This is a genomic window from Escherichia sp. GZ89, assembly GCF_019366485.1.
In the GTDB taxonomy this organism is placed as follows: Bacteria; Pseudomonadota; Gammaproteobacteria; order Enterobacterales; family Enterobacteriaceae; genus Escherichia; species Escherichia fergusonii.
The window spans coordinates 243,010-266,576 of record NZ_JAEOHX010000003.1 but is presented as its reverse complement, the minus strand read 5'-3'; the positions used below and the strand labels follow the sequence as shown (position 1 = coordinate 266,576).

The window sequence follows — 23,567 nt, the reverse complement described above, 5'->3', positions numbered from 1 at the left end:
AATTGAGGAAGCGAATATGACAAGAGCAGGCAAAATAACCGCCAGCATCGTAGGGGCTTTCTTGTTGTTGATCGTCGTGGCTATTGTGTTGATTGCGACCTTTGACTGGAATCGCCTTAAACCGACCATCAACCAGAAAGTCTCTACTGAACTGAATCGCCCGTTCGCTATTCGGGGTGATTTAGGCGTGATATGGGAGCGGCAAAAACAGGAAACCGGCTGGCGCAGCTGGGTGCCGTGGCCCCATATACACGCGGAAGACATCATTCTCGGCAACCCACCAGATATTCCCGAAGTCACAATGGTGCATTTGCCACGCGTAGAGGCAACACTGGCACCGCTGGCGCTGCTGACTAAAACGGTCTGGCTGCCGTGGGTCAAACTCGAAAAGCCCGACGCGCGCCTGATTCGCCTCTCCGAAAAGAACAATAACTGGACGTTTAATCTCGCCAACGATGACAACAAAGACGCGAATGCAAAGTCGTCGGCGTGGTCGTTTCGGCTGGATAATATTCTGTTCGATCAAGGGCGGATCGCCATTGATGACAAAGTAAGCAAAGCGGATCTGGAAATTTTTGTCGATCCGTTAGGCAAGCCGCTGCCGTTCAGCGAAGTTACCGGTTCGAAAGGGAACGCGGACAAAGAGAAGGTCGGCGATTACGTTTTTGGCCTGAAGGCGCAGGGACGTTATAACGGCGAACCACTCACGGGTAAGGGGAAAATTGGCGGTATGCTGGCGCTGCGCGGCGAAGGTACACCGTTTCCGGTACAGGCTGATTTTCGCTCCGGGAATACTCGCGTCGCTTTTGATGGCGTCGTGAATGATCCAATGAAAATGGGCGGGGTCGATTTACGGCTTAAATTTTCTGGCGATTCGCTGGGTAATCTCTATGAACTGACGGGCGTTCTGCTGCCCGATACCCCGCCGTTTGAAACGGATGGTCGGCTGGTAGCGAAAATCGACACTGAAAAATCGTCGGTCTTTGATTATCGGGGCTTTAACGGGCGCATTGGTGATAGCGATATTCACGGTTCTCTGGTCTACACCACCGGCAAGCCACGGCCAAAACTGGAAGGTGATGTCGAGTCGCGGCAATTGCGGCTGGCAGATTTAGGGCCGTTAATTGGCGTTGATTCCGGGAAAGGTGCAGAAAAATCAAAGCGGGCTGAGCAGAAGAAAGGCGAAAAAAGCGTTCAGCCTGCGGGCAAAGTGCTGCCTTATGACCGCTTCGAAACTGATAAATGGGACGTCATGGATGCCGATGTCCGTTTCAAAGGGCGGCGCATTGAGCATGGCAGTAGCCTGCCGATTAGCGATCTTTCTACTCATATCATCCTCAAAAATGCTGACCTGCGCTTGCAACCGCTGAAATTTGGCATGGCTGGCGGCAGCATTGCGGCGAATATTCATCTGGAAGGCGATAAAAAGCCGATGCAAGGGCGGGCAGATATTCAGGCTCGTCGGCTGAAATTGAAAGAACTGATGCCCGATGTGGAACTGATGCAGAAGACGCTGGGGGAAATGAACGGTGACGCGGAACTACGCGGTAGCGGTAACTCGGTGGCGGCGCTTTTAGGCAACAGTAATGGCAACCTGAAACTGTTGATGAATGACGGGCTGGTGAGCCGCAACCTGATGGAGATTGTCGGGCTGAATGTTGGTAACTACATTGTCGGTGCGATATTTGGTGACGATGAGGTGCGGGTGAACTGCGCGGCGGCGAATCTGGATATTGCCAACGGTGTGGCGCGTCCGCAGATTTTCGCTTTTGATACCGAGAATGCGTTGATCAATGTTACCGGCACGGCAAGTTTTGCTTCGGAACAGCTGGATTTAACTATCGATCCAGAAAGTAAAGGGATTCGCATTATCACGCTGCGTTCGCCGCTGTATGTGCGTGGGACGTTTAAAAATCCGCAAGCTGGGGTGAAAGCCGGGCCGTTGATTGCTCGTGGTGCCGTTGCGGCGGCACTGGCAACGCTGGTTACGCCAGCGGCAGCATTGCTGGCACTGATCTCACCTTCCGAAGGGGAGGCTAATCAGTGCCGGACAATTTTGTCGCAGATGAAGAAGTGATGATAGTTGCCGGATGTCTGACATCCGGCAGTTAAAACGACTACAACGACTGGTGCCGCGTCTCATGCGTTAACAGCAGGGCAATTAACGTCAGTCCGGCCATCGCCGCCAGATATAACCCCACCGCGCCTAACCCATAGTTAGTCTGCAACCAGGCCGCGATATACGGCGCAACAGACGCCCCGAGAATCGACGATACGTTATAGGAGAACGATGCTCCGGTATAACGGACTTCCGTCGGGAACAGCTCCGGCAGCAGCGCCCCCATCGGACCAAAGGTCAGGCCCATCAAACTCAAGCCCAGCAGCAGGAAAACAAACACCAATGCTGGATTACCAGAACCCAACAGTGGGTTAAAGGCAAACAGGGCAAACAGAATGATAAGCGTAGTGATCACCACCATACTTTTACGGCGACCAAAAGCATCTGCCAGCAGACCCGCCAACGGAACCATCACTGCAAAACCGATAACCGCCATCATCAACATCCACAGTACTTCGTTACGCGGTAAACCAAGGCCAACAGGCGCCGCTGCGGTACTGAAGGTCATTGAGTAGACAGTCATGATGTAAAACAACGTGTAGGTTGCCAGCATAATGAACGTACCCAGTACGGTTACGCGAACATGTTTAGTCAGCAATGTACCCAGCGGGATCTTCACCTGTTTTTTCGCTTTAGCGACTTTCTCAAACACCGGTGATTCATGCAGTGAAACGCGAACATACAAGCCAATAATGACCAGCACGGCGGAGAAGATAAACGGTACGCGCCATCCCCAGCTCATAAATTGCTCATCGGTCAGTATCCACGAAAGCAGCAGGAATGTGCCGTTAGCAAAGAAGAAGCCAATTGGCGCCCCCAACTGCGGGAAAGAGCCGTACAGTGCACGCTTACGCGGTGGCGCGTTTTCGGTCGCCAGAAGTGCTGCGCCTCCCCATTCCCCCCCCAGCCCAAGCCCCTGGCCAAAACGCGCCAGCGCCAGCAATAATGGCGCAAAAATACCAATGGTTGCGTAACCTGGCAGCAGGCCAATTAACACCGTGGAGATCCCCATCGTCAGCAAAGACGCCACCAGTGTAGTTTTACGCCCCACGCGGTCGCCGAAGTGACCAAACACTGCTGAGCCTATCGGTCGCGCCACAAAGGCGATGGCAAAAGTGGCAAGTGACTGTAATGTGGCGGCGGTTGGATCGCCCTGCGGGAAGAAGATATGCGGAAATACGATAACTGCCGCAGTGGCATAGATATAGAAGTCAAAGAACTCAATGGCAGTACCGATGAGTGAGGCGACCAGAACTTTATTACGCGAGTTTACCGGCGTGAATTCCTGGTTATTTTCGAGTGTTGTGGCTGTTGCTTGCATAATATTTTCTTATTTTTTGACGAACGAATGGTCATATTACGCACAGCAAAAGTGATATTTCAATGTGTAACAAAACACGTGAGCGGCCAAAATTCCGACAAAAAGGGGATAATGTTTGCGCGAACAGAATAACTTCCATGAAATGCTTCACACAATTGAAAATATAGTCAATAAAACTGGTTTTTAGTTAAATAAAAGTTAAGGACTGGATTTATATTCTGACTTGATGAATCGGGCTGGAATTTTACGTTTTTAATCAGCCCGATGAATAGATTATGCGTGGTTTTTGCCTGGCATTCGGGGATCGTCTTTATATTGCGCGGTAGCAATCCATGCCGCACAGAAAAGTGTCAGGCGGGCAAAGAAGTAGAAGAACGCCATCAGACCGAGTACCGAACCAAAGGCGGCACCGGAGGGGGATTTCATCAGCGATGGCAGAGTGTAAGTCATCACAATTTTGATCACTTCAAAGCCAATGGCGGCAATAAATGTTCCACGGATCAACGCTCTGCGACGTGGGCGATGGCGTGGAAGGCGCCAGAAAATCCAGAAGAAAAGCAGATAATTGGCAAAAATCGAAATAGCCAGACCAATTAAGCGCCATGTCGGTTTCAGCCACTCAATACTGTTGAGATGCAGTGTGTTAATGATCAATTGCTGCGCAGAACCGGCGATTGACGTGATGGACAGTGTCACGATTAAAGCAATCAGCAAGCCAATTAATGAGATAAAGTCACGCAGGTACTTCAGCCAAAACTTCTCCTGGTCCTGCGGTGTACGTTCCCAGACATCCCGTGACTGCGCACGGATGGCCTCACGCAGATTACCCATCCAGTTAATACCCGAATAAAGTGCGACAGCCAGCCCCACCAGACCAACAGTCGTACGCTGTTGCACGGCGGTATTAATGGTATTTTTCAATGTGGCGGCAAGGGCAGGATCACTGATGTTAAGCAGAATTTTATTAAAAATATCCTGTAACAGCATGGGGTGAGAAGCGAGGACAAAACCTGCCGCTGCAAATGACACCATCAAAATGGGGATCATCGATAAAAATGAGAAATAGGTGATCGCCGCACCGAACTGATTTCCAAGGCGATCGTTAAAACGTTCAGTAGCACGGATTAAATGTGCGATGGTTGGCTGGCGCTGAATTTTTTCTGCCGTGGAAGTCAATATTTTCAGCGTTTCACCGGCTTTACTGCTCGCCTCATTTTCGTAGTGCGCTTCGTTCTGCACGGGGTGAATCGGCTTATGTTCCAGTTCCTGAGTCGGACGTTTTAGATCATTTTCCTGCGTCATCAGGTTGTTGTTCCTTTTGTAGCTCATTTTGCAAAAAGTATAGCCTGGTCAATCCACATCGTTTTTCATTGACTTGCCCAGCCACATCCATAAAAAGATGTACACGACGGGAAAGATTGCGGTGATGCGGAGAGAGTTGCGCGATATAGCGGATCATGGCGTGAGCAGTGAGATCATCAGTTCTGGTTCATTCACCGCACCAACACGTACCACACAGTCAAAATTTTCATGAATAATATCTCTATTCTAAATAATTCGAGAGCATTTGCTGCAACCAGAATTATTTAGCGAAAACCGCACCTTGTGCGGGCGCAGTCACCGTATATAAATCAGAGCTTATCTTTTTCGGTAAAAAATAAGGAATTCCTTAATTAAAAGGCCCGATTGTGCCCTGACATGTAATTCTGCGACACGACATGTAACTATTTATAACCGTTACTTTTTTCCAGCGTGACTATCTGTAGAATGGCCCCCGCCAAATGGCGAATTCTTATTTTACCTCACGGGTAATACCCTTCCACTCTCTAAGACATTTATCGCATCCCGGTGGAGAAAGAGTTATGCAAATCGTAATGTTTGACAGGCAGTCAATATTTATTCATGGAATGAAGATCAGTTTATCGCAACGTATTCCAGGTATAAGTATCCAGGGTGTCAGTCAGGCAGATGAGCTCTGGCAAAAACTGACAGAAAACCCCGAGGCATTGATGATGCTTGATGGTGACCTGGAAATAGAGTTTTGTTACTGGTTACTTGAGAAGACTGTGCAACAATTTCCTCAACTGAAAGTGTTAGTTACAGCTTCTGATTGCGGCAAAAAAGGCCTGGCTGAACTCACTCAGTTCAATGTGCTGGCGGTCGTGCCACGAGACTCCGGTGCCGAAACATTTGCGTTGGCGCTTAACAGCGTTGTGATGGGAATGATGTTTTTACCCGGTGACTGGCTGAGTATGCCCGAAACCGAATCACGGGATATTAAAACACTGAGTGTCCGGCAGCGTGAAATATTAACGATGCTTGCCGCCGGGGAGTCCAATAAAGAGATTGGGCGGGCGTTAAATATCAGCACCGGAACGGTGAAAGCCCATCTGGAATCACTGTACCGACGGCTGGATGTTAAAAATCGTACCCAGGCGGCGATGATGTTAAATCACCTTTCCTGAATCCTGGGCTTAAAGCCGGGTACTGCCTGGCTTTAAGGTTCACCATAGAGGCTGATTAACCGCCGGACAACACCGTTCGTCCAGCCAAAACCATCCTGTAATGGATATTCACCACCGCCCCCTTCACGCGGTGTACCGCCCGCAATGTGATACTTCTCGATAAGCTTATGATGCTGTTGATAAAACAGGTTTACAGTTTGTAACCAGCTATGGGCAATTTCATCGCCAAGATGGTCATCACCATACATTTTAAAGCCCTGAATCGCCATCCATTGCAGCGGTGCCCAGCCGTTGGGTTTATCCCACTGTTCGCCTGTTTCATACTCTGTCGCTAATATGCCGCCTGGTGTTAAAAGACGGTTGCGGACAGCATCGCCCAACCGATCTGCCTGTTCATGGCTCGCCATACCAACATACAGCGGCACAATTGCAGCGGCAGAAAACAGAGCTAACTGCTCGCGTCGCCAGTCGTAATCACGGTAAATACCATTTTCATCATCCCAGAGATAACGGTTTACCGCATCGCGGCGGGCGTTGGCTTTCTGGCGAAACAGTGTTTCCGTCTCCTTATCGCCTTTTAGCGCTGAGATATTGGCGATGGCACTCTCCAGTTTGAACAGAAACGCGTTGAGATCGATGGGAATAAACTGTGTTGTGCGAATACTTGCCAGCCGTCCGGCATCACGTAGCCAACGGGAGGAGTAATCCCAGCCGGAAGCTGCGCCTGCACGCAAATCACGATACACCTCATTAGGAGGGCGACCAGAATGTTTTGCCGTTTCCACATCCTCCAGCCACGACTCATCGCGTGGGGTATCGCGGTCATCCCAGTAACGATTGAGCAGCGAGCCGTCAGGCATTCTTACCACATGACGATAGGCTTGATTAGGGATAAGTGACTCTGCGCCATCCATCCAAAAGGCATATTCCATTTTCAGATGGTCCAGGTAACGGCGTGCGCCGCGTACGCCATCTTCTTCAAACAGTTCCACCATCAAAGCAAAAACGGGTGGCTGCGAGCGGCTTAAATAGTAGGTACGGTTGCCATTAGGGATATGACCATAGTTTTCGATCATCCAGGCAAAGTTATCAGCCATGCATTTCAGCAAATCTTCGCGGCCACTTTCCGCCAGCCCCAGCATGGTGAAGTAGGAATCCCAGTAGTACGTTTCGCTAAATCGTCCGCCGGGAACGATATAGGATTGCGGTAGCGCCAACAGTGATGACCAGGGAATATGATCCTGTGGTTCGCGGGTGAGTACAGGCCAGAGCTGGTCAATGTGCTCTTTCAGAGAATTCTCCGGGTTTGAGACATACTCGCTGGAATAGACTTCCGGTAGCCAGAAGTGATTTTCCACAAACTGGCGTAAATCGAAATCCCGGTGACGACGGACTTTGCGATAGCGAATTAAAATATCGAGCGGGTCCATTTTCGGTGCGCAGTCAGGAAACGTTTTGCTGTCGGGAAAAATTTTCGCCGACTGCACGTGCTCAAACAGTTCGAGATAACGGTCGGCAGGTGTCAGAGCATCGGAGGCAGGAAGCCCCTCAATCATCTCTGGCTCCGGTTCTGCTTCTATCATCTCATCCAGTTTTAACTCATACGGATCCAGTTCATAGCAGAGATCGATCTCGATCATCAGTTCGTCTGGATTAGGATTTTGGATTTTCTGATTGAGCATAAGGATCCGACCTCCGAAATTGATCACTTAAAATCGGGTTTTCCTTTAAGGGTAGTCATTCGCTCCGATGGTGGGGGGACAAAGCGTGCGGTGGATCACGTTTCCTGACAGAGTAAAAAATATAACCCATTAATATAAATAGACATTAATGAAAAAATATTCTCTCGCTATTATTTATTTTCAGAAAATTCAATCCTTATGCCGCCCAAAGAATGATACGCCGTTGGCAAAATTTTTCAGTTTTAAAACAGGGCTTGAGTCAAATATCCCATAAGAATAGCCATACCTAATATAACCGTCAGGAATGCAGCTATCATCGGCATTCTGAACATAGATTTAAGTAATATCACTTCTGTCAAACTTGCTCCGGCACTGCCGATGATTAATGCCATTAATGCCCCCAGATCCATTCCTTTTGTCATCAAAACAGATGCCAGAGGGATAACTGCCTCAGCCCGGATATACAGCGGAATACCGACAACGGCGCTCAATGGGATGGCGAAGGGATTATCTGCCCCTGCATGAGCGGCAATCCACACAGAAGGGATAAAACCGTAAATAAATGAACCTATTAATACGCCCAACAAAAGATATGGCAGTACGTCTTTAAACTGCTGCAATGCATCTTTTATTGCTACTTTTATTGGAGAATTTGTAGATGAACAGCATGCCGATATTTTCTGCTCGTTTCGTTCTGTTTGTAATTTAATTATTGGCTTCGTTGTAGCACTACAGCAACTCGCTGTTATCGGCGTAAATGTCGTCCCCGGCGAAGTTTTGGCTGGAGAGCAACAATTTGCTGATGAGCTTTTACTGGCAATGATATGACGTTCAAATCTCAGAGAATCCAGGATAATACTGGCAAGTACGGAGATGCTGGCGGCGATAATTGCGTACAACAAGGTAACTTTCCAACCAAAGGTCACCCACATTAACCCGACGATAATGGGATTAAGTAACGGTGAAACAAATAAAAAAGTGAGAGTCGGACCAAACCCGGCTTTCGCTGACAACAATCCACGTAGCATGGGTATTGTCGAGCAACTACAGAACGGGGTAACGGCTCCCAACAGAGCAGCCAGGAGATAGCCTCTCCCTTTTCTGGCCCCCATCATCTGCTGGATTTTATGGTCTGGCACCTTTTGTCTTATCAGGCTGACACCGGCACTAATCACTATAAACAGCAAAGAAAGCTCGACGGTGAGAAACACAAACATCTCTGCGGCATCTTGCAGCATCGCAAGCCAACTACTCATACGTAACCTCATTGAATAAATCTATATTTCCAGAATAATCGAAATGAAATTCAGATCAAGATATTTCTGGTATTATCGAAATATCAACCAGACAAAGGGGGTGTCATATGCAGTTGGAAGAAGTTGCTAAAGCGCTGAAAGAGCTAGGTCACCCGACCCGTTTGTTCATATTCAAACACCTGGTCAAAGCGGGGGAACAAGGTTTGCCGGTCGGTGAGTTGCAAAAGCAGCTTGGGATACCCGGCTCTACACTCAGTCACCATATTTCAGCACTGGTATCGGTAGGGTTGGTCAAACAAAACCGTGAGAGTCGGACGCTGATGTGTGTTTCGCAATACGCAATGCTGGAAGCGATAATTGAATTCTTACGTGAGGAGTGCTGCGTAAACAGCAAAACAGATGGCGAAGGAGCCACGAAGAACAAATAAGGGGGCATATCCCCCTTTAGTTATTTCAACCGTTTACCCGCTTCATCAACCACTTTCTCGCCATCTTCCTTGGTGAACGCGCCTTGTTGCGCATCTGGCAGAATTTCCAGCACCACTTCTGAAGGGCGGCACAGGCGAGTTCCCAGCGGCGTCACCACAATCGGGCGATTAATCAGAATCGGGTGCTGAAGCATAAAGTCGATTAACTGATCGTCAGTAAATTTATCTTCTGCAAGGCCCAGTTCCTCATACGGCTCAACGTTTTTACGCAACAGCGCACGAACGGAAATCCCCATATCGGCAATGAGCTTGATCAGTTCATCGCGTGTGGGTTGAGTTTCCAGATAATAGATAATGGTCGGTTCTGTACCGCTGTTGCGAATCATCTCCAGCGTATTACGCGACGTGCCGCAGGCCGGGTTGTGATAAATAGTAATGTTGCTCATATCAGTATCTCATTACGATGTGAAAGAGAGACGAAGCGCCAGCGCGGCGAGCGTCACAAACAGCACCGGCAGGGTCATGATAATCCCTGTACGGAAGTAATATCCCCAGCTGATAGTCATATTCTTCTGCGAAAGTACGTGCAGCCAGAGCAGCGTTGCCAGGCTACCAATCGGTGTAATTTTCGGCCCCAAATCGCAGCCAATCACGTTGGCATAAACCATCGCCTCTTTGATGACACCAGACGCCGTGCTGCCATCAATGGACAACGCGCCAACCAGTACCGTCGGCATATTGTTCATAATAGAAGAGAGGAAGGCGGTGAGGAATCCGGTGCCGAGCGTCGCGGCCCACAGGCCGTTATCCGCCAGCACGTTGAGTACGCCAGAAAGATATTCCGTTAGTCCGGCATTGCGCAGGCCGTAAACCACCAGATACATGCCGAGCGAGAAGATGACAATCTGCCAGGGGGCACCGCGCAGCACTTTACCCGTATTAATCGCATGACCGCGTTTAGCGACGGCAAATAATATCAGCGCGCCCACTGCCGCAATGGCGCTTACAGGAATGCCGAGCGGTTCCAGGACGAAAAATCCCACCAGCAGAAGCAGTAAAACAACCCAGCCAGTTTTGAACGTCGCAGGATCTTTAATCGCATCTGCGGGAGATTTTAGCAGCGCCATGTCGTAGTTCTGCGGAATATCTTTGCGGAAATAGAGATGCAACATCACCAGGGTAGCCAGTATTGCAGCGATATCCACCGGCACCATCACCGAGGCGTATTCGCGAAAGCCGAGGCTAAAGAAATCTGCCGAAACGATATTCACCAGATTGGAGACAATAAGCGGCAGGCTGGCGGTATCGGCAATGAATCCGGCCGCCATAACAAACGCCAGCGTAGTGCCTTTGCTGAACCCTAAAGCCAGCAGCATGGCGATGACAATCGGCGTCAAAATAAGCGCCGCGCCATCATTGGCAAACAGGGCCGCAACGGTAGCACCGAGCAGGACAATCCAGGTAAACAGCAAGCGACCGCGCCCATTGCCCCAGCGTGAGACGTGCAGCGCCGCCCATTCAAAAAAGCCGGACTCATCCAGCAGCAGGCTGATGATAATGACGGCAATAAACGCAGCCGTCGCGTTCCAGACGATATTCCACACCACCGGAATATCGCCCGGATGGACCACGCCAGTAACTAACGCCAGTACGGCGCCCAGTGTCGCACTCCAGCCGATGCCTAAACCTTTCGGCTGCCAGATAACCAATACGATGGTCAGGACAAAGATAGCGCCCGCCAGTAACATCATGCCTCCCGGAAAAACACATTCGAATATTCATATGTGTTTAGATAAATTTTTTAACTACAAATATTCTTACTGTCTGCGGAACAATTTTGTCTGGCGAGGTTACGGACAATCACCTGAACCTTTTCCTGTTCGCATCGCCAGGCCTGCTCAATAATTTTCGCCGCCCATGCTGGAATATGCGGCGATAAACGGTAATGAACCCACTTTCCTTGCTTGCGGTCCAGCAATAGTCCACTTTCACGCAATAATGCCAGATGGCGGGAGATCTTGGGTTGCGACTGATCGAGGGCAGTGCAGAGATCGCAGACGCATAACTCTCCCAGCTCGCTGAGCAGTAAAACGATGCCCAGACGGGTTTCATCGGCAAGAATTTTGAAGAGTTGGATGGGTAACAGAAATGACATATTGCGCTCCTGATTGTTGCACTTAGTGTCTCTCTTCGAAGCGGATAAGTCAAAAACATATATGTTTTAACGAATATGTAAGTGTAGAGAAAGGTATAGGTGTGAATTAAGCGTTGGGTGTTCATTTGAAAGGAAGTCTGAATCAGGATGTAAAAAAACCGACTTTGCGTCGGTTTTTTACTCTTCAGCCAGAGTTGGTGGCTCTGGCTGGAGTGAGAATGCCCACATCTAACGGTTCAATACTATTAGCCAGTGGCTAACATTGCAAGCGTTAGCGATTTCTTCAGCTGGCGAAGGGACAGTTTGCTATACATGGTGGTGAAAGAGGATTGATATACTTTCATCGGGTCGCTGCCGTACCAAGCCTTGTCTGAATCCGGATGTAAAAAAACCGACTTCGCGTCGGTTTTTTTACTCTTCAGCCCAGAGTTGGTGGCTCTGGCTGGAGTGAGATAGCCATCATCTAACACATCAATGCTAATACCATACTGAAACTATTGCAAGGACATGCTGGTTTTATAACCCGCAAGTACTGTATGATTATCCAGTTGGCTCTGAGGCATTTTCACTCTGGCAATGCGCATAAACGCTTTCAAAGTCCTGATCAGTGGTACGGGTGGTGCCGTTAACTGATGCTCTGGCCGGAGTGAGATAGTCGTCATCTAACAATGAGGCATGCGCCGTGACAGGCAGTGGACGAGTAAGCGGATGCATTCTCACTCCATCGCATGGAGAAAACGGGTGATTGATAAAGCAATCATCGTTCTTGGGGCGTTAATTGCGCTGCTGGAACTGATCCGCTTTCTGCTTCAGCTTCTGAACTGATAGCGGAAACGTAATTAAGGGCTAAGAGCACACTACTCTTAGCCCTTTAACATTTAACGCATTGTCACGAACTCTTCTGCCGCTGTCGGGTGAATGGCAACCGTGTTGTCGAAGTCTTTTTTGGTTGCACCCATCTTCAGCGCCACCGCGAAGCCCTGCAATATTTCGTCCATACCAAAACCAATGCCGTGAATACCGACAATCTTCTCTTCTGGTCCAACGCACACCAGCTTCATGCGGCACGGCTGGCGGTGAGTGGTGACGGCGGTATACATCGCGGTGAAAGAGGATTTATACACTTTCACCTGATCGTCGCCGTATTGCTCGCGCACCTGCGGTTCCGTTAAACCAACAGTCCCAATCGGCGGATGGCTGAAGACCACGGTCGGAATGTTGCTGTAATCCAGATGCTCATCCGGCTTGTTATTAAACAGGCGTTCAGAGAGACGGCGACCCGCTGCAACAGCCACCGGTGTCAGTTCCACTGCGCCCGTGTTATCGCCCACCGCGTAAATACCTTTAACGCTGGTATTTTGATATTTATCGACGACGATATAACCTTTTTCGTTGGTTTTTACGCCAGCGGCTTCGAGGTTAATGTTGTCATTGGCAGGCTCGCGACCAATCGCCCAAATCAGGCAATCCACCGTTTCACTGCGACCATCTTCCAGCTCCAGCGTCAGGCTGCCGTCGGCATTTTTCACTACCGCTTTCGGGATGGCGTTGGTGTGCAACTGCGGGCCTTCGCTGTTCATCACTTCGACCAGCGTTTCAGAGATCATCGGGTCGAAGCTGCGCAGCGGCGCATGTTTACGAACAAACAGATGCGTCTTTGCGCCGAGGCCGTTAATCACGCCCGCCAGTTCAACGGCGATGTAACCCGCGCCAACAACCGCCACGCGCTCTGGCAAAGCAGGAAGGGCGAAGAAACCATCAGAATCAATACCGTATTCCACGCCCGGAATATCCGGGTGGCTCGGACGACCACCGGTGGCGATCAGGATATGATCGGCCGTGATGGTTTCGCCGTTTACTTCAATGGTTTTGGCATCAACGAAGCGGGCAAAGCCTTTGATTACATCAACGTTATTTTTACCGAGCACGTTTTCATAGGAGGTATGAATACGGTCGATATAGGCGGTACGGCTGGCGATCAACGTTTCCCAGTTGAACTTATTGATGGTGGTATCGAAGCCATAATCCGGGCCGTACATGTGGATCGCTTCACGGATTTGCGCCGCGTGCCACATCACTTTTTTCGGCACGCAGCCAACATTCACGCAGGTGCCGCCCAGTTCTTTGACTTCAATCAGCGCGCATTTCTGACCGTACATAGCCGCGCGGTTGATGGAGGCGATACCGCCGCTGCCGCCGCCGATGGCGATGTAATCATAGTGTTTAGTCATGACATATTGTCCTTATCGTTGATTACCGCGATTGTAGCGCGAGACGTAATAGGTGCCAGCGATGGCTGCAATTACTCTGGCACGATCCAGCTTACGGTGGCATGCCCGGTGCCAGCCGGAACCAGTTTGCTGTGCAACCACGGCAACACGTTATTCATCTGCTGTTCCAGCTTCCACGGCGGGTTAATCACAATCATGCCGGAAGCGGTCATGCCACGGCGATCGCTGTCTGGCAGTACCGCCAGTTCAATTTGCATAATCTTGCGAATACCGGTCGCTTCCAGCTCGTGGATCATGCGCTTGATTTGCTGACGCAGCACCACTGGATACCACAGCGCGTAGACGCCTGTGGCAAAACGTTTATACCCCTCGTTAATGCCGCTGACCACCGCCTGATAGTCGGTTTTCATTTCATACGGCGGGTCGATAAGGATTAAACCACGGCGGGAAACCGGCGGCAGCTTGGCTTTAAGCTGCTGGAAACCGTCGGCTTTTTCCACGCGCGCACGGCTGTCTTTCTGAAATTCAGAGCGCAGCAACGGGTAATCGCTCGGGTGCAGCTCGGTCAGTTGCAGACTGTCCTGCTCGCGCAGTAGCTGGCGAGCAATCAACGGCGAACCTGGGTAGTAACGTAACTGCCCGCTACGGTTAAAATGTTCCACCACGCTGATGTACGGTTCCAGCTCCGCAGGCAGATCGTCCTGCTGCCAGATACGGGCGATACCTTCGAGATATTCGCCGGTACGCTCGGCATGTTCACTGCCTAACTGATAACGCCCCGCACCCGCGTGGGTATCCAGATAGAGAAACGGTTTATCTTTCTCTTTCAGTGACTCGATGATCAGGCTCTGAACGGTATGTTTAAGGACGTCGGCGTGGTTGCCAGCGTGAAAGCTGTGGCGATAACTGAGCATGGGTAAAGGTGTTCCGGTAAGTATAAATCGGCCCGTATTCGGGGCGCACAAAAGCCTATCAGGACAGTATACCGAAAAGAGGCCGCCGCCGCGAAAGCGTAACGTTTCTCATTGAAATTCACTACACTTAACCCCATGCTACACACATTATGTAAAGCGCCTGTTGAGCGCTTCCTTAACCTCTTTAACCAGGACTGCGCTAATGACGAATCCGTTACTGACTCCCTTTGAATTGCCTCCGTTTTCTAAAATTCTCCCGGAACATGTGGTTCCAGCTGTGACGAAGGCATTGAATGACTGCCGCGAAAATGTGGAGCGCGTAGTAGCGCAAGGGGCACCGTACACCTGGGAAAATCTCTGCCAGCCACTGGCGGAAGTAGACGATGTGCTGGGGCGTATCTTCTCCCCGGTCAGCCACCTGAACTCGGTGAAAAATAGCCCGGAACTGCGTGAAGCCTACGAACAAACCCTGCCGCTGCTGTCGGAATACAGCACCTGGGTAGGACAACATGAGGGGCTGTATAAAGCGTACCGCGACCTGCGCGATGGTGATCATTACGCCACGCTGAATACGGCGCAGAAGAAAGCGGTTGATAACGCCCTGCGTGATTTTGAACTCTCTGGCATCGGTCTGCCGAAAGAGAAACAGCAACGCTACGGCGAAATTGCTACCCGTCTTTCCGAACTGGGCAACCAGTACAGCAACAACGTCCTTGATGCGACAATGGGCTGGACCAAACTCGTTACCGACGAAGCGGAACTGGCGGGTATGCCAGAAAGCGCGCTGGCGGCGGCAAAAGCCCAGGCCGAAGCGAAAGAACTGGAAGGCTACTTGCTGACGCTGGATATCCCAAGCTATTTGCCGGTAATGACCTGCTGCGACAACCAGGCCTTGCGTGAAGAGATGTATCGCGCTTACAGCACTCGCGCCTCCGATCAAGGCCCGAACGCCGGTAAATGGGACAACAGCAAGGTGATGGAAGAGATCCTCGCTCTGCGTCACGAACTGGCGCAACTGCTGGGCTTTGAAAACTACGCCTTTAAATCCCTTGCCACTAAAATGGCAGAAAATCCGCAGCAGGTGCTTGATTTCTTAACCGATCTGGCAAAACGCGCCCGTCCGCAGGGTGAAAAAGAGCTGGCACAGCTGCGCGCCTTCGCCAAAGCCGAATTTGACGTCGATGAGTTGCAGCCGTGGGATATCGCATACTACAGCGAAAAACAGAAACAGCACCTCTACAGCATCAGCGACGAACAGCTGCGTCCGTACTTCCCGGAAAACAAAGCGGTTAACGGCTTGTTTGAAGTGGTGAAACGTATTTACGGCATCACCGCTAAAGAGCGCAAAGATGTTGATGTCTGGCATCCGGATGTCCGTTTCTTCGAACTGTATGACGAGAACAACGAACTGCGCGGCAGCTTCTACCTCGACCTGTATGCCCGTGAGAACAAGCGCGGCGGGGCGTGGATGGATGACTGCGTAGGCCAGATGCGTAAAGCCGACGGTTCGCTGCAAAAACCGGTCGCTTACCTGACATGTAACTTCAACCGCCCGGTGAATGGTAAACCGGCGCTGTTTACGCATGACGAAGTAATCACGCTATTCCACGAGTTCGGTCATGGTCTGCATCATATGCTGACCCGCATTGAAACCGCCGGTGTATCCGGGATCAGCGGGGTGCCGTGGGATGCGGTCGAACTGCCGAGCCAGTTTATGGAAAACTGGTGCTGGGAGCCGGAGGCGCTGGCGTTTATCTCCGGTCACTATGAGACTGGCGAACCGCTGCCGAAAGAACTGCTGGATAAAATGCTGGCGGCGAAGAACTACCAGGCGGCGCTGTTTATTCTGCGTCAGCTGGAGTTCGGCCTGTTCGATTTCCGTCTACATGCAGAATTCCGTCCGGATCAGGGGGCGAAAATCCTCGAAACTCTGGCAGAAATCAAGAAACTGGTTGCCGTGGTACCGTCTCCGTCATGGGGCCGTTTCCCGCACGCTTTCAGCCATATTTTCGCCGGTGGTTATGCGGCAGGTTACTACAGCTACCTGTGGGCCGATGTGCTGGCAGCGGATGCCTTCTCACGCTTTGAGGAAGAGGGTATTTTCAACCGTGAAACCGGGCAGTCGTTCCTCGACAACATTCTGAGCCGTGGCGGTTCAGAAGAGCCGATGGATCTGTTCAAACGCTTCCGTGGGCGTGAACCGCAACTGGATGCGATGCTGGAGCACTACGGCATTAAGGGCTGATCATTCAGTGAAAATCTGTTTAATTGATGAAACAGGCGCCGGAGACGGCGCCTTATCTGTTCTGGCGTCCCGCTGGGGGCTGGAGCACGATGAAGACAACCTGATGGCGCTGGTGTTAACGCCGGAGCATCTTGAATTGCGTAAGCGCGATGAGCCAAAACTTGGCGGCATCTTTGTTGATTTTGTTGGCGGAACGATGGCGCACCGTCGCAAATTTGGCGGTGGGCGCGGTGAGGCGGTGGCGAAAGCGGTGGGCATTAAAGGCGATTATCTCCCGGACGTGGTGGACGCTACCGCAGGACTGGGGCGCGATGCCTTTGTGCTGGCTTCGGTCGGCTGTCGTGTGCGGATGCTGGAGCGTAATCCAGTCGTTGCCGCGCTGCTCGACGATGGCCTGGCGCGTGGTTATGCGGATGCGGAAATCGGCGGCTGGTTGCAGGAGCGTTTGCAGTTGATTCACGCTTCCAGCCTGACGGCGCTGACTGATATTACCCCGCGCCCGCAGGTGGTCTATCTCGATCCGATGTTCCCGCATAAGCAGAAAAGTGCGCTGGTGAAAAAAGAGATGCGCGTGTTCCAGTCGCTGGTGGGGCCGGATCTCGACGCTGATGGGTTGCTGGAGCCTGCTCGGTTGCTGGCGACCAAACGCGTGGTGGTAAAGCGCCCGGACTACGCGCCACCGCTGGCGAATGTCGCCACGCCAAACGCGGTAGTTACCAAAGGGCATCGCTTTGATATTTATGCAGGTACGCCGGTGTGAAAGTAAAGCAGGGTAGTATTATTGCTACCCTGTTTTCTGCAAGAATAATTAATGGCTTTCCGGCGTCGCAATCATGCGTTTCAGCCACGGCACCATCAACAGCATCACTACTGCAACGCCCAGCGTAACCAAGCCAATTTTACCAAACACGCTGGTATAGACGGGCAGTGTCTCAAGTGGATCGGTAATATTGTCTGGTACTGCGGTAAATGTTGCCACATAGCCGCCCAGCAAGAACGCGGCAGCCTGCGTCAGGAACCACATCCCGATAATAAAGCCCATCAAATGCTGCGGCACCAGAGCGGCAACCATCGCCAGCCCCAGGGCGCTAATAAACAGTTCACCCAGACTCTGGAACAAGTAAACCAGCACGATAAACCACGGCGATGTCAGCCCTTGTGTATCAGCAAACCACATTCCCGCAGCGGCGGCAGTAAGAAAGCCCAGCGAGCACATAAACATGCCGAGAGTAAATTTCATCGGCATCGAGAGATCTTTGCCTTTGCTGCCAAGACGGGTATAGATCGCAGCCAGAACAGGACTGGCAACCACCACCCAGAACGGGTTAAGCGCCTGGAAGCTGACCGGGTTGATGGAAAAGCCGAGAATTTCATGATGCACGTTGTTGATGGCAAAGAAGTTCAGCGACGTTGGCATTTGGGCGTAGAGAATGTAAAACACCACCGCTTCGAGCATCAGGACAAAGGCAACAAACATTTTATTGCGCCCGGTTTTATCCAGCTTGAGTGCCTGACGGAAGAAAATAAGGGTGACCACAATACACAGGGCAATCAATACCAGATTGGCGACTTCGACGTTGTGCATCAGCCAGGCGCAGACATAGACCATCGCGACCGTGCCAACCAGCACATAAAGCAACTTACTGAAACTCAGCGGTAAGAAGTCTGGCTCAGAACCAATATTTTTCACCATCCCACGGCAAGCAAAATAGACCAGCAGAGCGATTATCAAGCCTGCCCCGCATACGTTATAGGTTGCGGAATAACCATATTTCTCAGCAATAACCGGCGCGAGAGACAGCGACAGTAAAGAACCAATATTTATGGACATATAAAACAGCGTGAAAGCGCCATCCAGACGCGGATCTTTTGGCGGATAGCATTTCGATAACAGGCTCGCCGGGTTAGCTTTAAACAAACCGTTACCCACTGCGATAGTACCGAGGGCGATAAAAATCAGGTCAGGTTTGAGCAGGGAAATCCCGGTCATAAAATAACCGAGTGCCAGAACAATAGCGCCCAAAACAATGGTACGTTTTGTTCCTAACAGATGGTCACCGACATAACCACCAATCGAGATAAGACCATACACCAGGGCGGCGAATGCGCCGAAGGTGACAAATGCCTGTTCCTGGGAAAAGCCAAGTTGTTGAACAAAAAAAACCGCCAGAACGCCCTGAACGCCGTAATAGCCAAAGCGCTCCCATAACTCAACAAAGAAAATCATGAAGAACGGGCGCGGTTGCTGCATCAGGCCCGTAGGAGTTGTTGTATTCATATTTATTGCCTTCCAAAACCATCCAGAAAGTATGGACGCGTAAGCCAAAACGCGCGAAAAGTCGCGTTTACTATAGACTGTTGTTATTGGATGTGTGAATAGATTGATGCTCTGTTATTTCTCAAAACAATTAGTTGATCACACTAATTTTTTATATAAAAACAGAGTGCAATGCTAAATTGATTAGGACTTTTACGACAAAAAAACGCCCGCAGATGCGGGCGTAGTGAATGGCAGGAAAGATTATTCTTCTTCGTCGCGCAGTGGGACGATCAGCATATCTACGTGAACGGTATTGATCAGCTGTCGAGCAGAAGACATCAGCTTGCTCCAGAAGTCCTGATGATGGCCACAAACCACCAGGTCCATATCATATTTTTTAATAGCATCGACCAGTACCTGCCCCAGATCGCCACTGCCGCTCAGGGTTTCAGTGATTGGATAACCGGCGTTGGTGGAAAGCTCAGTCAGCGCGTGATGTGTCTCTTCGGAGATACGCTTTTGCATATCACCCAAGTTAACATCAATAAGCCCCGTGTATAGGTCAGAGTAATTTACATCTACGTGGATCAGGGATACTTTCGCGTTATAAGGACGCGCCATAGAGACCGCTTTCTCTACCAGAACTTTACTTTCCGGGGAGAGGTCAACCGCGATAAGAATGTGTTTATAAGCCATAGTGTTACTCCTTCCATAAAGTTGTCGATGACTAGCCAGCTAGCGTTTCTTGTGCCGTCGCGTCACCCGCGTCCTGCGTACTTCCAGCGCGGGGCTAGCCCAGCCGTAAACAATATTGATAAGACCATCCTTACATTATAGTGACCTTGATGATCCGTCAATCAACCTTGCCTGGCCTTCAGTTAAACAAATTTTCCAGTAAATTGCATTGATAGTAGTTATCCTTCTGGAAAAATTTTTACCTCATCTCCTACACTATTAATTAAGCCGTTCGGATATTTCTTCAATATTGAGCGGTTTTTGGAAGTACTCTTTCTGAACTCTATGAAAAGTTATCGGAGAGCGTTAACCCCGGAGAGGGGACTCCGAGGGTAGGTCGCCGGGGAGGAGATATGATCAGCACCGTCGCATTATTCTGGGGTTTATGTGTCGTTTGCATCATCAACATGGCGCGTTACTTCTCATCACTACGTGCTCTACTTGTAGTACTTCGTGGTTGCGATCCATTGCTCTACCAGTATGTTGATGGCGGGGGATTTTTCACCTCACATGGTCAGCCTAACAAACAAGTACGGCTGGTGTGGTACATCTACGCTCAACGTTACCGTGATCACCACGATGAAGAGTTTATCCGCCGCTGCGAGCGTGTCCGTCGTCAGTTCATTCTGACCAGTGCGCTTTGTGGGCTGGTGGTGATTAGTTTGATTGCATTGCTGATTTGGCACTAAGGATAAAAAAAGCGGGCCAGTTTCCTGACCCGCTCATTTCAATACTGCCTGTTAGATAAACTGCAGGGAAATCCAGTACAGACCACCGGAAAGCAGAATTGCTGCTGGCAGGGTAAATACCCAGGCCATCAGAATACTGGTCACCGTTTTACGTTGCAGACCACCTCCATCAACGACCATCGTACCTGCCACCGAGGAGGAGAGTACGTGGGTTGTGGAAACCGGCATCCCGGTGTAACTGGCAAGACCGATGGAAACTGCAGCTGTCATCTGTGCTGCCATCCCCTGAGCATAGGTCATGCCTTTCTTACCGATTTTCTCGCCGATGGTCGTTGCCACGCGACGCCAGCCGATCATTGTACCAATACCCAGCGCCAGCGCGACCGCCATGATGATCCAAATCGGCGCATACTCGATGGTGCTCAGCATATCGCCCTTCAGTTTCTTCAGCAGTCGTTGATCGTCTGGGCTTACGCCCGGCATTTTCACTACTTTATCAATGGTATCGGACACGCACAGCATAATGCGGCGCATCTGACTACGTTGATCAAGCGTCAGTTTGTCGTAGCTTTCCACATCCGTAGTCAACATGCCTTTCAGGCGAGTCAGCGCGTTGATGGTATTAGCCGGATGACAATGGAACTCTTCAGGTTTATCAGTACCCGTTTGCGGAATAGGTACGATTTGCTCAGTTCCTGTCACTTGTTTCAGCAACGCAGAATTCTGCTCAAAGTAAGCTTCTACGTTATTGATGGCATCACGAGTACGGGTGATTTCGTAGCCAGAGGCATTCATGTTCACCACGAAGCCTGCCGGAGCAACGCCAATCAGTACCAGCATAACCAGACCAATACCTTTCTGACCATCGTTCGCTCCGTGGGAGAACGCTACGCCAATAGCGGAAAGGATCAGCGCGATACGCGTCCAGAATGGCGGTTTTTTCTTACCATCTTTCTTTTCACGTTCTGCTGGTGTCAGGTGGATACGCGCACGCTTCTTGGTGCCGCTCCAGTAGCGACGTAGTAAGAAGATCAGGCCACCAGCAAATACCAGACCAACAATAGGAGAGAAAACGAGCGAACCAAAAATGCTCATTACTTTCGGGATGTTGAGTGCATCCACAACGGAGGTGCCGGTCATTAACGCATTGGTTAAACCAATGCCGATAATTGCGCCAATCAGTGTATGGGAGCTGGATGCTGGTAAACCAAAGTACCAGGTTCCGAGGTTCCAGATAATCGCCGCCAGCAACATAGAGAACACCATGGCAAGACCATGTGAGGAACCCATATTGAGCAACAAATCTGTTGGCAGCATATGCACAATGGCATAGGCCACACTGAGACCCCCAAGCAGAACACCCAGGAAGTTGAAGACTGCCGCCATTACTACTGCCAGCTGCGAACGCATCGCGCGGGTGTAGATAACGGTAGCCACCGCATTGGCTGTGTCATGGAAGCCGTTGATAGCTTCATAGAACAGCACAAAGGCCAGAGCAAGCAATAATAAAAGCCCGGTATGTAAATCCAGACCAGTAAACAAATGTAGCATAGGACGTTACGCCATTTTGAGGACATGAACGCGGCGCATTATCAGGGACTTTGGCGGCGCGGGCAAAGTGAAATCTGGACTTTTTTTGATTTGTCTCCTCCTTATTTACCTGCCACTAAAGAATTATCTTATATAATTCAGACAAATACTAAATTTAAGCAATATTGTTGCTGGTGCGACCACTTAGGAAACTTTACAATTCGCCCCCGTTTTTCAAGAGGAGTGCAACGTGGAAAGGTTTGATACCGTTATTATAGGCGCTGGTGCGGCAGGCATGTTCTGTGCTGCTCAGGCAGGGCAAGCAGGTAACCGGGTGCTGCTCATCGATAATGGTAAAAAACCAGGGCGTAAGATCCTGATGTCTGGTGGCGGGCGGTGTAATTTCACCAATATGTATGTCGAACCGGCTGCTTATCTGAGCCAGAACCCGCATTTCTGTAAATCAGCACTCGCGCGCTATACCCAGTGGGATTTTATCGATCTGGTGAATAAGCATGGCATAGCGTGGCATGAGAAAACGCTTGGTCAGTTATTTTGTGACGACTCCGCCCAGCAGATTGTCGATATGTTGGTGGCAGAGTGTGAACAGGGAAACGTGACATTCCGACTTCGCAGTGAAGTATTGAGTGTCTGTCGTGGTGAAGATGGATTCATCATTGAACTAAACGGTGCCAGCGTGGCGGCAGATAAATTAGTTATCGCCAGCGGTGGGCTTTCGATGCCTGGTCTTGGTGCCTCGCCATTGGGTTATAAGATTGCCGAGCAATTTGGTCTTAAGGTATTGCCGACCCGTGCCGGGCTGGTGCCATTTACCTTACATAAGCCATTACTCGAACAACTACACGTTCTGGCAGGCGTTTCGGTGCCATCCGTTATCACGGCGGAAAACGGCAAAGTGTTTCGTGAAAATCTTCTCTTTACCCACCGTGGCCTTTCTGGTCCGGCAGTGCTACAAATTTCCAGTTACTGGCAACCCGGTGAGTTTGTGACCGTTAACTTATTGCCCGATATTGATGTCGATGCGTTTCTCAATGAGCAACGCCAGGCGCATCCGAATCAAAGCCTGAAAAATACGCTGGCGATTCATCTGCCAAAACGTCTGGTAGAGTGCCTGCAACAGCTGGGGCAAATCCCGGATGTGGCTTTAAAGCAGTTGAATGTTCGTCAGCAGCAGGCACTTATCCCCACGCTCACCGAATGGCGTGTACAGCCAAATGGTACGGAAGGTTACCGTACCGCCGAAGTTACCCTCGGCGGTGTGGATACTAACGAACTCTCATCACGGACAATGGAAGCACGTAAAGTGCCTGGTTTGTACTTTATTGGTGAAGTCATGGATGTGACTGGCTGGCTTGGTGGCTATAACTTCCAGTGGGCCTGGTCGAGTGCCTGGGCCTGTGCGCAGGATTTGGTAGCTGTCCGAGGACAATAAAGTTGTACACAAAGCACTAAAGTTGTAACCATTCTCAAAAAACGACGCTAATGTTGTATACTTACTGAATGTGTGGTTATAGGG

General features: G+C 50.4%; 21 protein-coding genes. 8 read left to right on the top strand and 13 right to left on the bottom strand.

Annotation, left to right across the window (positions count from 1 at the left end):
* Window positions 1-16: 16 nt before the first annotated feature.
* A complete protein-coding gene (locus tag K0335_RS07640) occupies window positions 17-2,077 on the top strand; it encodes an AsmA family protein (RefSeq protein WP_160193745.1) in 2,061 nt (686 codons plus the stop codon).
* A gap of 40 nt (window positions 2,078-2,117) precedes the next feature.
* Here the strand turns inward: K0335_RS07640 and K0335_RS07635 are convergent, their stop codons facing one another.
* Together K0335_RS07635 and yhjD are read right to left on the bottom strand one after the other, a co-directional pair.
* Window positions 2,118-3,440, bottom strand: a complete 1,323-nt coding sequence (locus tag K0335_RS07635) for an MFS transporter (RefSeq protein ID WP_001149028.1) — start codon at window positions 3,438-3,440, stop codon at window positions 2,118-2,120.
* A gap of 273 nt (window positions 3,441-3,713) precedes the next feature.
* The gene (gene yhjD, locus K0335_RS07630; protein ID WP_000191226.1) at window positions 3,714-4,742 is read right to left on the bottom strand and encodes an inner membrane protein YhjD; all 1,029 of its coding nucleotides are present in this window, start codon (window positions 4,740-4,742) and stop codon (window positions 3,714-3,716) included.
* Window positions 4,743-5,302: 560 nt separating this feature from the next.
* On the opposite strand from yhjD, the gene K0335_RS07625 reads away from it, so the two are divergent.
* Entirely contained in the window at window positions 5,303-5,905 is a 603-nt protein-coding gene (locus K0335_RS07625) for a response regulator transcription factor (protein WP_001167682.1), read from the top strand.
* A 32-nt stretch (window positions 5,906-5,937) separates the two neighbouring features.
* Here the strand turns inward: K0335_RS07625 and K0335_RS07620 are convergent, their stop codons facing one another.
* Entirely contained in the window at window positions 5,938-7,587 is a 1,650-nt protein-coding gene (locus tag K0335_RS07620; RefSeq protein WP_000934198.1) for an alpha,alpha-trehalase, read from the bottom strand.
* Between the two features lie 242 nt (window positions 7,588-7,829).
* Entirely contained in the window at window positions 7,830-8,843 is a 1,014-nt protein-coding gene (locus K0335_RS07615; protein ID WP_141095965.1) for a permease, read from the bottom strand.
* Window positions 8,844-8,950: 107 nt separating this feature from the next.
* Here K0335_RS07615 and K0335_RS07610 point away from each other — a divergent pair, with 107 nt between their 5' ends.
* Complete coding sequence (locus tag K0335_RS07610) at window positions 8,951-9,271, top strand: helix-turn-helix transcriptional regulator (protein WP_001175590.1); 321 nt, start codon at window positions 8,951-8,953, stop codon at window positions 9,269-9,271.
* Between the two features lie 20 nt (window positions 9,272-9,291).
* Here the strand turns inward: K0335_RS07610 and arsC are convergent, their stop codons facing one another.
* The 4 genes from arsC to K0335_RS07590 all read right to left on the bottom strand — a co-directional run bounded on the left by arsC (window position 9,292) and on the right by K0335_RS07590 (window position 12,140).
* Window positions 9,292-9,717: a glutaredoxin-dependent arsenate reductase gene (gene arsC / locus K0335_RS07605; RefSeq protein ID WP_104920190.1), complete on the bottom strand. Its 426-nt coding sequence runs from the start codon at window positions 9,715-9,717 to the stop codon at window positions 9,292-9,294.
* Between the two features lie 12 nt (window positions 9,718-9,729).
* Window positions 9,730-11,019 carry an arsenite/antimonite:H(+) antiporter ArsB gene (arsB, locus tag K0335_RS07600; RefSeq protein ID WP_104920189.1) on the bottom strand — a complete coding sequence of 430 codons (1,290 nt, stop codon included), beginning with the start codon at window positions 11,017-11,019 and terminating at the stop codon, window positions 9,730-9,732.
* 53 nt (window positions 11,020-11,072) lie between these two features.
* The gene (arsR, locus tag K0335_RS07595; protein ID WP_000008961.1) at window positions 11,073-11,426 is read right to left on the bottom strand and encodes an As(III)-sensing metalloregulatory transcriptional repressor ArsR; all 354 of its coding nucleotides are present in this window, start codon (window positions 11,424-11,426) and stop codon (window positions 11,073-11,075) included.
* A 540-nt stretch (window positions 11,427-11,966) separates the two neighbouring features.
* Entirely contained in the window at window positions 11,967-12,140 is a 174-nt protein-coding gene (locus K0335_RS07590) for a hypothetical protein (RefSeq protein WP_160193743.1), read from the bottom strand.
* 27 nt (window positions 12,141-12,167) lie between these two features.
* On the opposite strand from K0335_RS07590, the gene dinQ reads away from it, so the two are divergent.
* Window positions 12,168-12,251 carry a damage-inducible type I toxin DinQ gene (gene dinQ, locus K0335_RS07585; protein WP_001295215.1) on the top strand — a complete coding sequence of 28 codons (84 nt, stop codon included), beginning with the start codon at window positions 12,168-12,170 and terminating at the stop codon, window positions 12,249-12,251.
* 53 nt (window positions 12,252-12,304) lie between these two features.
* Here the strand turns inward: dinQ and gorA are convergent, their stop codons facing one another.
* Window positions 12,305-13,657 (bottom strand): glutathione-disulfide reductase, encoded by a 1,353-nt coding sequence (gorA, locus tag K0335_RS07580; protein ID WP_219393780.1) that lies wholly within the window; start codon window positions 13,655-13,657, stop codon window positions 12,305-12,307.
* 71 nt (window positions 13,658-13,728) lie between these two features.
* Complete coding sequence (gene rlmJ / locus K0335_RS07575) at window positions 13,729-14,571, bottom strand: 23S rRNA (adenine(2030)-N(6))-methyltransferase (protein ID WP_010326142.1); 843 nt, start codon at window positions 14,569-14,571, stop codon at window positions 13,729-13,731.
* Window positions 14,572-14,773: 202 nt separating this feature from the next.
* Between rlmJ and prlC the strand changes: the two genes are divergently transcribed.
* Window positions 14,774-16,816, top strand: coding sequence for an oligopeptidase A (prlC, locus tag K0335_RS07570; RefSeq protein WP_219393779.1), 2,043 nt, complete (start codon window positions 14,774-14,776; stop codon window positions 16,814-16,816).
* Between the two features lie 7 nt (window positions 16,817-16,823).
* Window positions 16,824-17,576: a 16S rRNA (guanine(1516)-N(2))-methyltransferase RsmJ gene (rsmJ, locus tag K0335_RS07565; RefSeq protein WP_000686614.1), complete on the top strand. Its 753-nt coding sequence runs from the start codon at window positions 16,824-16,826 to the stop codon at window positions 17,574-17,576.
* A gap of 48 nt (window positions 17,577-17,624) precedes the next feature.
* On the opposite strand, the gene dtpB is transcribed toward rsmJ, so the two are convergent.
* On the bottom strand, window positions 17,625-19,094 hold the full coding sequence (dtpB, locus tag K0335_RS07560; protein WP_046083701.1) for a dipeptide/tripeptide permease DtpB: 1,470 nt from the start codon (window positions 19,092-19,094) through the stop codon (window positions 17,625-17,627).
* A gap of 243 nt (window positions 19,095-19,337) precedes the next feature.
* Complete coding sequence (gene uspA, locus K0335_RS07555; protein WP_000323571.1) at window positions 19,338-19,772, bottom strand: universal stress protein UspA; 435 nt, start codon at window positions 19,770-19,772, stop codon at window positions 19,338-19,340.
* Window positions 19,773-20,164: 392 nt separating this feature from the next.
* Here uspA and uspB point away from each other — a divergent pair, with 392 nt between their 5' ends.
* The gene (uspB, locus tag K0335_RS07550; RefSeq protein ID WP_000626190.1) at window positions 20,165-20,500 is read left to right on the top strand and encodes a universal stress protein UspB; all 336 of its coding nucleotides are present in this window, start codon (window positions 20,165-20,167) and stop codon (window positions 20,498-20,500) included.
* Between the two features lie 51 nt (window positions 20,501-20,551).
* Here uspB and pitA read toward each other — a convergent pair whose 3' ends face one another.
* Window positions 20,552-22,051 carry an inorganic phosphate transporter PitA gene (gene pitA / locus K0335_RS07545; protein WP_000902800.1) on the bottom strand — a complete coding sequence of 500 codons (1,500 nt, stop codon included), beginning with the start codon at window positions 22,049-22,051 and terminating at the stop codon, window positions 20,552-20,554.
* 229 nt (window positions 22,052-22,280) lie between these two features.
* Between pitA and K0335_RS07540 the strand changes: the two genes are divergently transcribed.
* A complete protein-coding gene (locus K0335_RS07540) occupies window positions 22,281-23,483 on the top strand; it encodes an NAD(P)/FAD-dependent oxidoreductase (RefSeq protein WP_046077096.1) in 1,203 nt (400 codons plus the stop codon).
* The last annotated feature ends 84 nt before the right edge of the window (window positions 23,484-23,567 follow it).